Annotated in this window: 12 protein-coding genes; 11 read left to right on the top strand and 1 reads right to left on the bottom strand. The window is 55.7% G+C overall.

What is annotated here, in order from left to right:
* Positions 1–73 precede the first annotated feature (73 nt).
* Positions 74–160, bottom strand: a complete 87-nt coding sequence (gene leuL / locus RRF55_RS10260) for a leu operon leader peptide (RefSeq protein WP_004222662.1) — start codon at positions 158–160, stop codon at positions 74–76.
* 613 nt (positions 161–773) lie between these two features.
* On the opposite strand from leuL, the gene leuO reads away from it, so the two are divergent.
* The 11 genes from leuO (at position 774) to mraY (ending at position 13632) form a co-directional block, all read left to right on the top strand.
* Positions 774–1742 (top strand): transcriptional regulator LeuO, encoded by a 969-nt coding sequence (gene leuO / locus RRF55_RS10255; protein ID WP_004192013.1) that lies wholly within the window; start codon positions 774–776, stop codon positions 1740–1742.
* Between the two features lie 394 nt (positions 1743–2136).
* Complete coding sequence (ilvI, locus tag RRF55_RS10250) at positions 2137–3861, top strand: acetolactate synthase 3 large subunit (RefSeq protein ID WP_002888534.1); 1725 nt, start codon at positions 2137–2139, stop codon at positions 3859–3861.
* A 2-nt stretch (positions 3862–3863) separates the two neighbouring features.
* Positions 3864–4355, top strand: a complete 492-nt coding sequence (gene ilvN, locus RRF55_RS10245; protein ID WP_002888536.1) for an acetolactate synthase small subunit — start codon at positions 3864–3866, stop codon at positions 4353–4355.
* 180 nt (positions 4356–4535) lie between these two features.
* Complete coding sequence (gene cra / locus RRF55_RS10240; RefSeq protein ID WP_004145952.1) at positions 4536–5540, top strand: catabolite repressor/activator; 1005 nt, start codon at positions 4536–4538, stop codon at positions 5538–5540.
* A 640-nt stretch (positions 5541–6180) separates the two neighbouring features.
* Complete coding sequence (mraZ, locus tag RRF55_RS10235; RefSeq protein WP_002888541.1) at positions 6181–6639, top strand: division/cell wall cluster transcriptional repressor MraZ; 459 nt, start codon at positions 6181–6183, stop codon at positions 6637–6639.
* A 2-nt stretch (positions 6640–6641) separates the two neighbouring features.
* Positions 6642–7583: a 16S rRNA (cytosine(1402)-N(4))-methyltransferase RsmH gene (gene rsmH / locus RRF55_RS10230; RefSeq protein ID WP_002888547.1), complete on the top strand. Its 942-nt coding sequence runs from the start codon at positions 6642–6644 to the stop codon at positions 7581–7583.
* Entirely contained in the window at positions 7580–7945 is a 366-nt protein-coding gene (gene ftsL / locus RRF55_RS10225; RefSeq protein WP_002888550.1) for a cell division protein FtsL, read from the top strand. The genes rsmH and ftsL overlap by 4 nt, the downstream gene beginning before the upstream one ends.
* Before the next feature lie 15 nt (positions 7946–7960).
* On the top strand, positions 7961–9727 hold the full coding sequence (locus RRF55_RS10220; protein ID WP_002888559.1) for a peptidoglycan glycosyltransferase FtsI: 1767 nt from the start codon (positions 7961–7963) through the stop codon (positions 9725–9727).
* Positions 9714–11201 (top strand): UDP-N-acetylmuramoyl-L-alanyl-D-glutamate--2,6-diaminopimelate ligase, encoded by a 1488-nt coding sequence (gene murE, locus RRF55_RS10215; RefSeq protein ID WP_004182923.1) that lies wholly within the window; start codon positions 9714–9716, stop codon positions 11199–11201. The genes RRF55_RS10220 and murE overlap by 14 nt, the downstream gene beginning before the upstream one ends.
* Positions 11198–12556 (top strand): UDP-N-acetylmuramoyl-tripeptide--D-alanyl-D-alanine ligase, encoded by a 1359-nt coding sequence (gene murF, locus RRF55_RS10210; RefSeq protein WP_064153127.1) that lies wholly within the window; start codon positions 11198–11200, stop codon positions 12554–12556. The genes murE and murF overlap by 4 nt, the downstream gene beginning before the upstream one ends.
* Positions 12550–13632 carry a phospho-N-acetylmuramoyl-pentapeptide-transferase gene (gene mraY / locus RRF55_RS10205; protein ID WP_002888562.1) on the top strand — a complete coding sequence of 361 codons (1083 nt, stop codon included), beginning with the start codon at positions 12550–12552 and terminating at the stop codon, positions 13630–13632. Before murF ends, mraY begins: the two co-directional genes overlap by 7 nt.
* The last annotated feature ends 2 nt before the right edge of the window (positions 13633–13634 follow it).

Here is a 13634-nt window from a genome sequence, read left to right as displayed (position 1 = left end):
CCTGGCGCCTTGTTGACGAGCATAAAAAAACCCGCGCCAAGGCGCGGGTTTTATAGTCTTGCTGGAAGATGACTTAACGCTGAACGTCGCCCAACAGCCTACCGCGCAAATGGCATGCGTTTAGTAGTAGTAGGCTGGTGATACGAGCGGTGCGAATCATTGCGTCAAACTCCAGATGAAATCGTTATGCTTTTAGAGTTACTGGATAGCTGTTTTAAAGTCAACCCCTGGCATGGAAAAAGCGTTTTGGGCTGACTAAATGAATTAGCAAAATGTGCTGATGTAAGCCCCATTTTGCCGAAGATCCTATTTTGGACCGAAGGCGGTTTATCCCCATTTGTTTCATTTGAAAAAGTGCTTTGCATTCAAGGCATCGTCGAAGAGGTGTCGCCAATGAAGGGACAAAAAACGGTATCTGGATGAAAATATTAAATTTATTTTTCCTGTGAATGTATTCGAACGCTAGCGGATTATTTTTCAATGATAAGGATTTGTTAATTTTATGGAGGGAAAAATAAAATACTTTATTATTGCTTAAGTTACAGTTAACTCGTGGTGCTGTTTTTATTTTTATGGATTATGGTTACACTTGTCGTCATTAAGTAATCAGTATGGTTTGAGCGGCTCAATTTTTTGATCAGGACCGTTTCTTCACTGCCACTCATAGCCTTGATATATTCCTAAAAATTTCTTTTGCTATTTTGTAAATGTCATTTGCATGGTAAATGATATTTTCGGCGCTAATTATAGCGGTTTAGTGAAGGGAATTCATCGTGACGGCGGAATTAGATATGTTAATTGAAACTCCAGAATATAAATCAGCCCCCGGACAGGAAGTCGTTAAACCTCAACTACGGATGGTTGATCTCAATCTGCTTACCGTTTTTGATGCGGTTATGCAAGAGCAGAATATTACTCGTGCCGCCCATACGCTCGGCATGTCACAGCCCGCGGTGAGCAATGCGGTTTCACGACTGAAAGTGATGTTTAATGACGAGCTTTTTGTGCGCTATGGCCGAGGTATTCAGCCGACGGCGCGCGCCTATCAGCTGTTTGGCTCGGTACGCCAGGCGCTGCAGCTGGTCCAAAACGAATTGCCAGGCTCCGGTTTTGAACCGCTGAGCAGTGAGCGCGTGTTCCATCTGTGCGTCTGCAGCCCGCTGGATAACATCCTGACGTCGGTTATTTTTAATAAAGTTGCAGAGATAGCCCCCAATATTCATTTAGTCTTTAAGTCTGCGCTTAATCAAAATACGGAACATCAGCTACGTTATCAGGAAACAGAATTCGTAATCGGTTATGAAGAGTTCCGTCGCCCTGAGTTTGCCTGCGTTCCGTTATTTAAAGACGAAATGGTCCTGGTCGCCAGTCGCAACCATCCGCGTATTTCCGGGCCGATGATGGAGGCGGATATTTATCGCGAGGAGCATGCCGCCGTTGCTCTCGACCGGTATGCCTCATTTAGTTTGCCGTGGTATGACACGGCCGATAAACAAGCGCGTATCGCCTATCAGGGTAATGCGATGGTCAGCGTATTAAACGTAGTATCGCAAACCCAGATGGTGGCCATTGCCCCGCGCTGGCTGGCAGATGAATTTGCTGACAAGCTTGCCCTGCAAATATTACCTTTGCCGTTGAAGGTCAACAGTCGGACCTGCTATCTCTCCTGGCACGAAGCCGCTGGTCGTGATAAAGGCCACCAGTGGATGGAAGAGCTGCTGGTGGACATTTGCAAGCGCTGACCCGACGACGATAGATAGCAAAGGAGCTTCGGCTCCTTTTTTTATATGACATAAATCAAATAAAGCAGAATTTTATTCTGTTTACCTTGCGCGAGGAGTTCGTTGTGTTCGTGAAAAATGGATCTATTCCTGTTATCACCCTTTTTCGCCGAGTATTTACCATTCTCTTTTCTTATCTCTGAAGCAATTCACCATATTTTCCCCTCACCGCTTTCTTTTCTTCTTATTCAAGAAATAAGGCCTCAGCTGCGGCGAATTGCCTGCCTGCTAGCGAGCAGTTATGGTAGTGGCATGCAGTACATTCACCTCAATGCGGAGGACCACTCCTTCGCATCGTGCGAGCGCGCGGAAATTGAGTTCCGCTGTCGTAAAACAATAAGCCTGGAGGCAAACCATGGAGATGTTGTCAGGAGCCGAGATGGTCGTCCAATCGCTTGTCGATCAGGGCGTCAAGCAAGTATTCGGCTATCCCGGAGGCGCAGTCCTCGATATCTATGATGCGTTACATACCCTTGGCGGTATCGATCATGTGCTGGTTCGTCACGAGCAGGCGGCGGTGCATATGGCGGATGGCCTGGCGCGGGCGACCGGGGAGGTCGGCGTGGTGCTGGTGACCTCTGGGCCTGGGGCGACGAACGCCATCACTGGCATTGCGACAGCCTATATGGACTCTATTCCGTTGGTGATCCTCTCGGGGCAGGTAGCCACCTCGCTTATCGGCTACGATGCCTTCCAGGAGTGCGACATGGTGGGGATTTCCCGTCCGGTGGTGAAGCACAGTTTCCTGGTGAAGCAGACCGAAGATATTCCCGGCGTGCTGAAGAAAGCCTTCTGGCTGGCGGCCAGCGGTCGCCCCGGTCCGGTAGTGGTCGATCTGCCGAAGGATATTCTCAATCCGGCGAAGAAGCTGCCTTACGTCTGGCCGGACGCAGTGAGCATGCGCTCGTATAACCCAACCACCAGTGGCCATAAAGGGCAGATTAAACGCGCGCTACAGACTCTGGTGGCCGCAAGTAAGCCGGTCGTCTACGTCGGCGGCGGGGCGATCAATGCGCATTGCGAACCTCAGCTGCGCGAGCTGGTGGAAAAACTGAAGCTGCCGGTGGCCTCATCCTTGATGGGACTTGGCGCTTTCCCGGCGACACACTCGCAGGCGCTGGGGATGCTGGGGATGCACGGCACCTATGAAGCCAACATGACTATGCACCACTCGGACGTGATTTTTGCCGTCGGCGTTCGCTTTGACGACCGGACCACCAATAACCTGGCCAAGTATTGTCCGAACGCGACGGTACTGCATATTGATATCGATCCGACTTCAATCTCGAAAACCGTGCCGGCAGATGTGCCGATCGTCGGCGATGCCCGGCTGGTGCTGGAGCAGATGCTGGAGCTGCTGGAGCAGGAGGAAGCGCAGCAGCCGCTGGACGACATTCGCGACTGGTGGCAACAGATCGAGCAGTGGCGTGCCCGTCATTGTCTGCGCTACGACGACCAGAGCGATAAAATCAAACCGCAGGCGGTAATTGAAACTATCTGGCGGCTGACCCAGGGCGATGCCTACGTCACTTCCGATGTGGGTCAGCATCAGATGTTCGCCGCCCTGTATTACCCCTTCGATAAACCGCGGCGCTGGATTAACTCCGGTGGTCTCGGCACCATGGGCTTTGGCCTACCGGCTGCGCTGGGGGTCAAAATGGCTCTGCCGGACGAAATGGTTGTCTGCGTGACCGGTGACGGCAGTATCCAGATGAACATTCAGGAACTCTCCACTGCGCTGCAGTATGAGCTGCCGGTCCTGGTGCTTAACCTCAACAACCGCTATCTCGGGATGGTGAAGCAGTGGCAGGATATGCTCTATTCCGGGCGTCACTCGCAGTCCTATATGGAATCGCTACCGGACTTTGTCCGTCTGGCGGAAGCCTATGGCCACGTCGGGATCCGCATCAGCGAGCCGCAGGAGCTGGAGACGAAGCTTGCTGAAGCTCTGGAGCAGGTGCGCCAGCGTCGGCTGGTGTTTGTCGATGTGACCGTCGACGGCAGTGAGCATGTGTACCCCATGCAGATCCGCGGCGGCGGCATGGATGAAATGTGGTTGAGCAAAACGGAGAGGACCTGATTATGCGCCGGATATTATCGGTATTACTGGAAAACGAATCGGGCGCATTGTCCCGCGTTATCGGCCTCTTTTCCCAGCGTGGCTATAATATAGAAAGCCTGACTGTCGCGCCGACGGACGATCCCACTCTCTCCAGAATGACCATTCAGACCGTGGGCGATGAAAAAGCGATTGAGCAGATTGAAAAGCAACTGCACAAGCTGGTGGATGTCCTGCGGGTCAGCGAGCTGGGGCAGGGGGCTCATGTTGAACGCGAAATTATGCTGGTGAAGGTTCAGGCCAGCGGCTATGGCCGTGAAGAAGTGAAGCGCAACACCGAAATCTTCCGCGGACAGATTATCGACGTGACGCCTTCTATCTATACCGTCCAGCTCGCCGGCACCAGCGATAAGCTGGATGCATTTCTGGCCTCGCTGCGCGATGTCGCTCGGATTGTGGAAGTGGCTCGCTCCGGCGTGGTCGGCCTGTCTCGCGGTGATAAAATCATGCGCTAAGGATCGGGAACTGCTGTAAAAATAGCCCGGCAGAGACTGTCGGGCTTTTTTTTTGCGAAATCAGTAGGAACTGTAAGCGAAAGCGGTTGCTGCGCTAACTATTCTGCGCTTAGATGTTATAAAAAGGATTCCATACCTGAATAATGGTTATGTTTGGCACTTCTTACCCAAGGGGCAATTGTGAAACTGGATGAAATCGCCCGGCTGGCCGGTGTTTCAAGAACCACCGCGAGCTATGTGATTAATGGCAAAGCGAAGCAGTACCGCGTAAGCGATAAAACGGTCGAAAAAGTGATGGCTGTGGTGCGAGAGCACAACTATCACCCAAATGCGGTCGCTGCTGGCCTGCGTGCAGGACGCACACGCTCTATCGGTCTGGTGATCCCGGATCTGGAAAACACCAGCTATACCCGGATTGCAAATTATCTCGAACGTCAGGCGCGTCAGCGCGGCTATCAGCTGCTGATTGCCTGCTCGGAGGATCAGCCCGATAACGAGATGCGCTGCATTGAGCATCTGCTGCAGCGCCAGGTGGACGCTATCATTGTCTCTACTTCGCTGCCGCCGGAGCATCCATTTTATCAGCGCTGGGCTAACGACCCGTTTCCGATTGTCGCCCTCGACCGCGCCCTCGATCGCGAGCACTTCACCAGCGTGGTTGGCGCTGACCAGGATGACGCCGAGATGCTCGCAGCTGAGCTGCGGACGTTTCCTGGCGAAACGGTGCTCTATCTCGGCGCGCTGCCGGAGCTGTCGGTGAGCTTCCTGCGTGAACAGGGCTTCCGTAAAGCCTGGCAGGACGATCCGCGTGAGGTGCATTATCTCTATGCCAACAGCTATGAGCGCGAAGCGGCGGCCCAGCTGTTTGAGAAATGGCTTGAAACCCATCCGATGCCACAGGCGCTGTTTACCACCTCTTTCCCGCTGCTGCAGGGCGTAATGGATGTGACCTTGCGTCGCGAGGGTAAACTGCCCTCCGAGCTGGCGATCGCCACCTTCGGTGATAATGAGCTGCTCGATTTTCTGCAGTGTCCGGTACTGGCCGTGGCCCAGCGTCATCGCGATGTCGCTGAACGGGTGCTGGAGATCGTCCTCGCCAGCCTCGACGAACCTCGCAAGCCGAAGCCGGGTCTTAGCCGCATTCGCCGTAATCTCTATCGTCGCGGTAGCCTGAATCGCCGCTAAGGGCGCCATATCGCCAGCGCCCAGGTATAAACCTGGCAGGCCTGACCGTAAGCAGGCCGCTGGCGATAAATCAGGCAATTGACGTGCAAAATGCAAAACTGAATATATTTCAGACAAATCCCTAAACTTCTTTACGCGTTATTTTATTTTATTCACTGACCATCGTTTTGTGACTCCAAATGGGGTACAAAAAATGACTGCGCGGACTTTAATTGTATTATTTTGTTACATTCATCAGGTTAATTGCTGAATTAACACTCATTTTGTACGCGCCACGCTTTCTTCCCCGTCATATCCCGCGCCTGGCCAGTCCCTCTGCCAGCAACAGGTACTGTTAACGGCCGGCATAATGGCCTAAAATGCCGCTCGCGTCGCAAACTGACACTTTATATTTTCCCGCCGAAGATATTCTGTTGTTTATAACTGTTACGAGTTTGTTGGTTATTTTCTTACACGTATTCATAACGTTAATTTGCCTCGCCTGTTGATGATTTTTTCATCAGGGCTAATGTCGGCTGTAAATAATGGGTTTTTGAGCTCCGTTGGCATCCGTGCTGGCTTGACAAGCTTTTCCTCCGCTCCGTAAACTCCTTCTGGTGGGAATTTGTGGGGTAAAGTGGCGAAAAGGGGTGAGGCTGGCATGTTCCGTGGAGCAACGTTAGTCAATCTCGACAGCAAAGGCCGCCTGGCCGTGCCAACGCGCTATCGCGAAGGGCTGATCGAGGACGCTGCCGGTCAATTGGTATGCACCATTGACATTCATCACCCGTGCCTGCTGCTTTATCCATTGCCTGAATGGGAAGTCATCGAGCAGAAATTGTCGCGTTTATCGAGCATGAATCCCGTTGAGCGGCGCGTACAGCGTTTGCTTTTGGGTCATGCCAGCGAATGTCAGATGGATAATGCCGGCCGCTTGCTGATTGCGCCGGTGTTACGGCAGCATGCCGGGCTGACAAAAGAAGTGATGCTGGTCGGGCAGTTTAATAAATTTGAACTGTGGGATGAAACGACCTGGTATCAACGGGTCAAGGAAGATATCGACGCTGAGCAGTCCGCGACCGGTGAACTGTCGGAGCGCCTGCAGGATTTGTCCTTATAAAAATGATGGAAAATTATAAACATACTACGGTACTTCTGGATGAAGCCGTCAACGGCCTCAATATTCGTCCAGACGGTATCTATATTGATGGTACTTTTGGCCGCGGTGGTCACTCGCGCTTGATCCTCTCCCGGCTGGGTGCGGAAGGACGCTTGCTGGCTATCGATCGCGACCCGCAGGCGATTGCCGTCGCGCAAACCATCGATGATCCCCGCTTTTCCATCGTACATGGTCCCTTTTCACAACTCGCTGAGTACGTCGGCGAGCGCAATCTTACCGGTAAGATCGACGGCATTCTGCTCGATCTCGGCGTCTCTTCCCCGCAGCTTGACGATGCGGAACGCGGCTTTTCCTTTATGCGTGACGGGCCGCTGGATATGCGCATGGATCCGACGCGCGGTCAGTCCGCGGCCGAATGGCTGCAGACGGCTGAAGAAGACGATATCGCCTGGGTGATTAAAACCTTTGGCGAAGAGCGTTTCGGCAAACGTATCGCCCGCGCGATCGTCGAACGTAATCGCATTCAGCCGATGACCCGCACCAAAGAGCTGGCGGAAGTCATCGCCGCGGCGATGCCGGTAAAAGATAAGCACAAACATCCCGCGACCCGTACCTTCCAGGCGGTGCGCATATGGGTAAACAGTGAACTGGAGGAGATAGAGCAGGCGCTAAAAAGCTCGCTCAGCGTGCTGGCCCCGGGCGGGCGGCTGTCGATCATTAGTTTTCATTCGCTGGAAGATCGCATTGTGAAGCGCTTTATGCGTGAGCAAAGCCGCGGTCCGCAGGTTCCGGCGGGAATACCGATGACCGAAGCGCAGCTCAAAAAACTGGGCGGCCGTGAGTTGCGAGCACTAGGCAAGTTGATGCCGGGCGAAGAAGAGGTGGCAGAGAATCCACGCGCCCGTAGTTCAGTGCTGCGTATCGCAGAGAGGACGAACGCATGATCGGCAGAGTGACAGAGGCCTTAAGCAAGGTTAAAGGGTCGATTGGAAGCAACGAGCGCCATGCTTTGCCTGGCGTGATCGGGGACGACCTTCTGCGGTTTGGGAAACTGCCACTCTGCCTGTTCATTTGCATCATTATTACGGCGATTACCGTGGTCACCACTGCGCATCACACGCGCCTGTTGACCGCGCAGCGTGAACAGCTGGTTCTGGAGCGCGACGCCCTGGATATTGAGTGGCGCAACCTGATCCTCGAAGAGAACGCGCTCGGCGATCACAGTCGGGTTGAGCGGATCGCGACCGAGAAGTTACAGATGCAACACGTCGATCCATCACAAGAAAATATCGTTGTACAGAAATAAGGATTATTGCGACGGATGAAAGCAGCGCCAAAAACGCCTAAAGCAAAACGTCAGGAAGAACAGGCCAACTTTATCAGTTGGCGTTTTGCGTTGCTGTGCGGCTGTATTCTGCTGGCGCTGGCTTTTCTGCTGGGTCGCGTCGCCTGGCTACAGGTGATCAGCCCCGATATGCTGGTGCGCCAGGGCGATATGCGTTCTCTGCGCGTACAGGAAGTGTCCACCGCGCGCGGGATGATAACCGATCGCTCCGGACGTCCGCTGGCGGTCAGCGTGCCGGTGAAGGCTATCTGGGCCGACCCGAAAGAGCTCCATGACGCCGGCGGGGTTACCCTGGATACACGCTGGAAGGCGCTGGCGGATGCCCTCAATATGCCGCTGGATCAGCTGGCGACGCGCATCAATACCAATCCGCGGATGCGGTTTATCTATCTGGCGCGTCAGGTTAACCCTGACATGGCCGATTACATCAAGAAGCTGAAGCTGCCGGGCATTCATCTGCGCGAAGAATCCCGTCGGTACTACCCTTCCGGGGAAGTAACCGCTCACCTCATCGGCTTTACCAACGTCGATAGCCAGGGGATTGAAGGGGTTGAGAAAAGCTTTGATAAATGGCTTACCGGCCAGCCGGGCGAGCGTATCGTACGTAAAGACCGCTATGGCCGGGTAATTGAAGACATCTCTTCTACCGATAGCCAGGCAGCGCACAACCTGGCGCTGAGTATCGACGAACGCCTGCAGGCGCTGGTCTATCGCGAGCTAAACAACGCCGTGGCCTTTAACAAAGCCGAGTCGGGCAGCGCCGTGTTAGTGGATGTTAACACCGGTGAAGTGCTGGCGATGGCCAACAGCCCATCCTATAACCCGAACAACTTCGCCGGTACGGCAAAAGACACCATGCGTAACCGTGCGATTACCGACGTGTTTGAGCCGGGTTCGACGGTGAAACCGATGGTGGTCATGACGGCGCTGCAGCGCGGTATCGTCAACGAAAATACCGTGCTCAATACCGTGCCTTATCGAATTAACGGCCACGAAATCAAAGACGTGGCGCGCTACAGCGAATTGACCCTGACCGGGGTGCTACAGAAGTCGAGTAACGTCGGTGTTTCTAAGCTGGCGTTAGCGATGCCGTCCTCAGCGTTAGTAGATACTTACTCACGTTTTGGGCTTGGAAAGGCGACCAATTTGGGGTTGGTCGGAGAACGCAGTGGCTTATATCCTCAAAAACAACGGTGGTCTGACATAGAGAGGGCCACCTTTTCTTTCGGCTATGGGCTAATGGTAACCCCGTTACAGTTAGCGCGAGTCTACGCAACGATTGGCAGCTATGGCATCTATCGCCCGTTGTCGATTACCAAGGTTGATCCTCCGGTTCCGGGCGAGCGCGTCTTCCCGGAATCACTCGTTCGTACCGTCGTTCATATGATGGAAAGCGTGGCGCTGCCCGGCGGCGGCGGTGTGAAAGCGGCGATCAAAGGCTATCGCATCGCGATTAAAACCGGTACGGCGAAAAAAGTGGGGCCGGATGGCCGCTATATCAACAAATATATTGCTTACACCGCAGGCGTTGCGCCCGCCAGCCATCCGCGCTTCGCGCTGGTGGTGGTGATCAACGACCCGCAGGCAGGTAAATACTACGGTGGCGCCGTTTCCGCGCCGGTCTTCGGTGCCATCATGGGCGGCGTATTGCGCACCATGAACATCGAGCCGGATGCGCTGGCAACGGGCGAAAAAAGTGAATTTGTAATTAATCAAGGCGAGGGAACAGGTGGCAGATCGTAATTTGCGCGACCTACTCGCTCCATGGGTGCCAAACGCACCGGAGCGCATTCTGCGAGAGATGACGCTGGACAGCCGGGTGGCTGCTTCCGGCGATCTCTTTATCGCGGTACAGGGTCATCAGGCGGACGGGCGTCGTTATATCCCGCAGGCGATAGCGCAAGGTGTGGCTGCCATTATTGCTGAAGCGCAGGGCGAAGCTAAAGACGGTGAGATCCGTGAAATGCACGGCGTGCCGGTTATCTACCTGAGCCAGCTTAACGAACGCTTATCGGCGCTGGCCGGGCGTTTTTATCATCAGCCGTCGCAGCAGCTGCGTCTGGTGGGCGTCACCGGCACCAACGGGAAAACCACCACCACTCAGCTGCTGGCGCAGTGGGCAAAGCTGCTCGGCGAAACCAGCGCGGTGATGGGGACCGTCGGTAACGGTCTGCTGGATAAAGTCGTTCCAACTGAAAACACCACCGGTTCCGCGGTGGACGTTCAACATGTGCTCTCCAGTCTGGTCGGGCAGGGGGCTACCTTCGGCGCGATGGAAGTCTCCTCCCATGGTCTGGTACAGCACCGCGTAGCGGCCCTGCAGTTTGCCGCCTCGGTGTTTACCAATCTCAGCCGCGATCATCTCGACTACCATGGCGACATGGAGCACTACGAAGCGGCGAAATGGCTGCTGTACTCCACCCATCATTGCGGTCAGGCCATCGTCAATGCTGACGATGAAGTCGGTCGTCGCTGGCTGGCAAAACTGCCGGACGCGGTGGCGGTATCGATGGAAGATCATATCAACCCGAATTGCCACGGCCGCTGGCTAAAGGCCACCGCGGTGAACTATCACGACAGCGGGGCGACCATCCAGTTTGACTCCAGCTGGGGCAAGGGCGAAATCGAAAGCCGCCTGATGGGCGCATTTAACGTCAGCAACCTGCTGCTGGCGCTGGCCACGCTGCTGGCGCTGGGCTATCCGCTGGCCGATCTGCTGAAGACCGCAGCGCGTTTACAGCCGGTGTGCGGCCGTATGGAAGTGTTCAGCGCGCCGGGTAAACCTGCCGTGGTGGTAGATTATGCCCATACGCCTGACGCGCTGGAAAAAGCGCTGCAGGCGGCACGCCTGCACTGCAGCGGCAAGCTGTGGTGCGTCTTCGGCTGCGGCGGCGACCGCGACAAAGGTAAACGTCCGTTGATGGGCGCTATCGCGGAAGAGTTTGCCGACATCGTGGTCGTTACTGACGATAACCCGCGCACCGAAGAGCCGCGGGCGATTATCAACGATATTCTGGCCGGCATGCTCGATGCAGGTCAGGCGAAGGTGATGGAAGGCCGCGCGGAAGCGGTGACCAACGCCGTGATGCAGGCGAAAGAGAACGACGTGGTGCTGGTGGCGGGTAAAGGCCATGAAGATTACCAGATCGTCGGCAACCGCCGTCTGGATTATTCCGACCGCGTGACCGTCGCGCGTCTGCTGGGAGCGGTAGCATGATTCGCTTTACGTTAAGTCAACTTGCCGCGATCGCCCATGGCGAACGGCAGGGTAGCGATGTCGCTATCGACGAGGTGACCACCGATACCCGTAAAGTGACGGCGGGCTGCCTGTTTGTGGCGCTGAAAGGGGAGCGTTTCGACGCCCATGATTTTGCCGAACAGGCGAAAGCGGCGGGCGCCGGCGCGCTGCTGGTGAGTCGTCCGCTGGCCTGCGATCTCCCGCAGGTGATTGTGAACGATACCCGGCAGGCTTTCGGTGAGTTAGCCGCCTGGGTGCGTCAGCAGGTGCCGACTCGCGTCGTCGCCTTGACCGGCTCGTCCGGTAAAACCTCGGTTAAAGAGATGACCGCGGCGATCCTCAGCCAGTGCGGCAACACGCTGTATACCGCCGGCAACCTGAACAACGATATCGGCGTCCCGATGACGCTGCTGCGGCTGACCAAAGAGCATCAGTACGCGGTGATCGAACTCGGCGCCAACCACCAGGGCGAAATCGCCTGGACCGTCAGCCTGACGCGTCCGGAAGCGGCGCTGGTCAACAACCTTGCTGCGGCGCACCTGGAAGGTTTCGGTTCGCTGGCGGGCGTGGCGAAGGCGAAGGGCGAAATCTATACCGGTCTGCCGGAAAATGGCATCGCCATCCTCAATGCCGACAATAACGACTGGCTGAACTGGCAGGCGGTGATTGGCGATCGCAAAGTGTGGCGCTTCTCGCCGAACGCGGCGAACAGCGATTTCACGGCGACCAACGTGCAGATCACCAGCCACGGCACCGAATTTACGCTGCAGACCCCAACCGGCAACGTTGACGTACTTCTGCCGCTGCCGGGACGCCACAACATCGCTAATGCGCTGGCCGCCACTTCGCTGGCGATGGCGGTAGGCGCCGATTTGGCGGCGGTGAAAGCCGGACTGGCGCAGCTGCAGGCCGTTCCGGGACGTCTGTTCCCGATCCGGCTGACCGAGAGCCAGCTGCTGCTGGATGATTCCTATAACGCTAACGTTGGTTCGATGACCGCGGCGGTGCAGGTGCTGTCAGAGATGCCCGGCTTTCGCACGATGGTGGTCGGCGATATGGCAGAGCTTGGCGCGGAGAGCGCGGCCTGCCATCGCGAAGTCGGCGAAGCGGCGAAAGCGGCGGGTCTGGATTGCGTCCTCAGCGTCGGCGCCTTGAGCGCGGATATCAGCCGCGCCAGCGGCGTGGGCGAACATTTTAACGATAAAGCCGCCGTGGTGGCTCGCCTGCGCGAGCTGCTGGCGGAGCACAAAATAATGACCATTTTAGTGAAGGGTTCACGTAGTGCCGCCATGGAAGAGGTAGTACGCGCATTACAGGAGACTTGGACATGTTAGTATGGCTGGCCGAACACTTGGTCAAATATTATTCCGGCTTTAACGTCTTTTCATATCTGACGTTTCGCGCCATCGTCAGCCTGCTGACCGCGTTGTTCATCTCGTTGTGGATGGGCCCGCGCATGATCGCCCGTCTGCAAAAACTCGCCTTTGGCCAGGTCGTACGTAACGACGGCCCGGAGTCTCATTTCAGTAAACGCGGTACTCCGACCATGGGCGGGATCATGATCCTCACCGCGATCACCGTTTCCGTTCTGCTGTGGGCCTATCCATCTAACCCGTACGTCTGGTGCGTACTGACGGTATTAATCGGCTACGGCATCATCGGTTTCGTTGATGATTACCGTAAAGTCGTGCGCAAAGATACCAAAGGCCTGATCGCCCGCTGGAAGTATTTCTGGATGTCGGTGATCGCCCTGGGCGTGGCCTTCGCGCTGTATCTGGCGGGGAAAGATACCCCGGCAACCGAGCTGGTGGTGCCGTTCTTTAAAGACGTAATGCCGCAGCTGGGGCTGTTCTATATCTTGCTGGCCTACTTCGTTATCGTCGGTACCGGCAACGCCGTCAACCTGACCGACGGCCTCGACGGCCTGGCGATTATGCCGACCGTTTTCGTCGCGGCAGGCTTTGCGCTGGTGGCATGGGCCACCGGCAACATGAATTTCGCCAACTACCTGCATATCCCGTATCTGCGCCACGCTGGCGAGCTGGTGATCGTCTGTACGGCGATTGTCGGGGCGGGGCTGGGCTTCCTGTGGTTCAACACCTACCCGGCGCAAGTCTTTATGGGCGACGTCGGTTCACTGGCGCTCGGCGGCGCGTTGGGCATTATCGCCGTGCTGCTGCGTCAGGAGTTCCTGCTGGTGATCATGGGCGGGGTTTTCGTGGTGGAAACGCTGTCGGTTATTCTGCAGGTCGGCTCCTTTAAGCTGCGCGGTCAGCGCATCTTCCGCATGGCGCCGATCCACCACCACTATGAACTGAAAGGCTGGCCGGAGCCGCGCGTTATCGTGCGCTTCTGGATTATTTCGCTGATGCTGGTGCTGATTGGCCTGGCGACGCTGAAGGTACGTTAATC

The sequence above is a fragment of the Klebsiella sp. K47 genome, from assembly GCF_051858335.1.
In the GTDB taxonomy this organism is placed as follows: Bacteria; Pseudomonadota; Gammaproteobacteria; order Enterobacterales; family Enterobacteriaceae; genus Klebsiella; species Klebsiella pneumoniae.
This window is presented reverse-complemented; position numbering and strand designations above follow the sequence as displayed.

Coding starts and splice junctions, on each gene's coding strand:
- ftsL (WP_002888550.1), top strand. CDS start 7,580: ATGATCGGCAGAGTGACAGAGGCCTTAAGCAAGGTTAAAGGGTCGATT.
- mraZ (WP_002888541.1), top strand. CDS start 6,181: ATGTTCCGTGGAGCAACGTTAGTCAATCTCGACAGCAAAGGCCGCCTG.
- mraY (WP_002888562.1), top strand. CDS start 12,550: ATGTTAGTATGGCTGGCCGAACACTTGGTCAAATATTATTCCGGCTTT.
- murF (WP_064153127.1), top strand. CDS start 11,198: ATGATTCGCTTTACGTTAAGTCAACTTGCCGCGATCGCCCATGGCGAA.
- rsmH (WP_002888547.1), top strand. CDS start 6,642: ATGATGGAAAATTATAAACATACTACGGTACTTCTGGATGAAGCCGTC.
- ilvI (WP_002888534.1), top strand. CDS start 2,137: ATGGAGATGTTGTCAGGAGCCGAGATGGTCGTCCAATCGCTTGTCGAT.
- ilvN (WP_002888536.1), top strand. CDS start 3,864: ATGCGCCGGATATTATCGGTATTACTGGAAAACGAATCGGGCGCATTG.
- RRF55_RS10220 (WP_002888559.1), top strand. CDS start 7,961: ATGAAAGCAGCGCCAAAAACGCCTAAAGCAAAACGTCAGGAAGAACAG.
- leuL (WP_004222662.1), bottom strand. CDS start 160: ATGATTCGCACCGCTCGTATCACCAGCCTACTACTACTAAACGCATGC.